At 66.7% G+C, this 703-nt stretch carries 1 protein-coding gene and 1 tRNA gene; one reads left to right on the top strand and one right to left on the bottom strand.

What is annotated here, in order from left to right; translation table 11 throughout:
- Positions 1-123: 123 nt before the first annotated feature.
- Positions 124-309 (bottom strand): hypothetical protein, encoded by a 186-nt coding sequence (locus F6Q13_RS18795; protein ID WP_293059750.1) that lies wholly within the window; start codon positions 307-309, stop codon positions 124-126.
- 140 nt (positions 310-449) lie between these two features.
- Here F6Q13_RS18795 and F6Q13_RS18800 point away from each other — a divergent pair.
- A tRNA-OTHER gene (locus F6Q13_RS18800) sits at positions 450-551 on the top strand.
- Positions 552-703 lie beyond the last annotated feature (152 nt).

Here is a 703-nt window from a genome sequence, read left to right on the forward strand (position 1 = left end):
GCACTCGCCTTGTAAGCGAGCGGTCGTCAGTTCGATCCTGACAGGGGGCTCGACGGAAAACACTGCACCGGTGGCCAGCGCGGCGGACCCGGCTCGGGCTCTTCGGACCAGCCAGATCGGTGGTCACGTCGATTCTTCGCCGTCACGGTCCGCGCCGTTACCGTCGGGTTCCGCGGGCTCGGGGATGCCGTGGGCAGCGCGGTATGCACGCACCTGCGCCATGATCTCCTCGGCTATCTCGTCCTCGGTCTTGCCCTCGGTGGACACCAAAAACAGCGGCTGGCGGCTGGGCTGGTCGTGGTCGGTCATAATCTATTCTCGCTCGCTGTGAGCGAACTTTGCTGGCGCGATTCCCTCGTTGTCACGTCGTTGTCACGACTCGCGGTCAACTCGGTGCCAACGGCCACGGACAGCGGCGAACACAACCGGACGGTTAGCTGCAGCTCAACGCCCCTTTTTTTGGCCCGAGCCGAACACCGGCGAACACCGGCGCACGGTTGCTGAGTCGCCTGGCAAGCGAGCGGTCGTCAGTTCGATCCTGACAGGGGGCTCGACGAGAAACACCGCACGCGCGCAGCCAGCACATGCGGCCGAAACGCCGTACCACCCGCTCGCGCTGCGTTGGCCCGCTGTCCCTGCCGATCGCAGGCAGCAGCCTGACCCCGCGCCTGCCTATGGTCGGCGCACTTCGGGGCGCCGCGGG

It is taken from the genome of Mycobacterium sp. (assembly GCF_008709575.1).
Taxonomy (GTDB): domain Bacteria; phylum Actinomycetota; class Actinomycetes; order Mycobacteriales; family Mycobacteriaceae; genus Mycobacterium.

Excerpts from the sequence above, each read along its gene's own strand:
- F6Q13_RS18795 (WP_293059750.1), bottom strand. The coding sequence starts at position 309 with ATGACCGACCACGACCAGCCCAGCCGCCAGCCGCTGTTTTTGGTGTCC.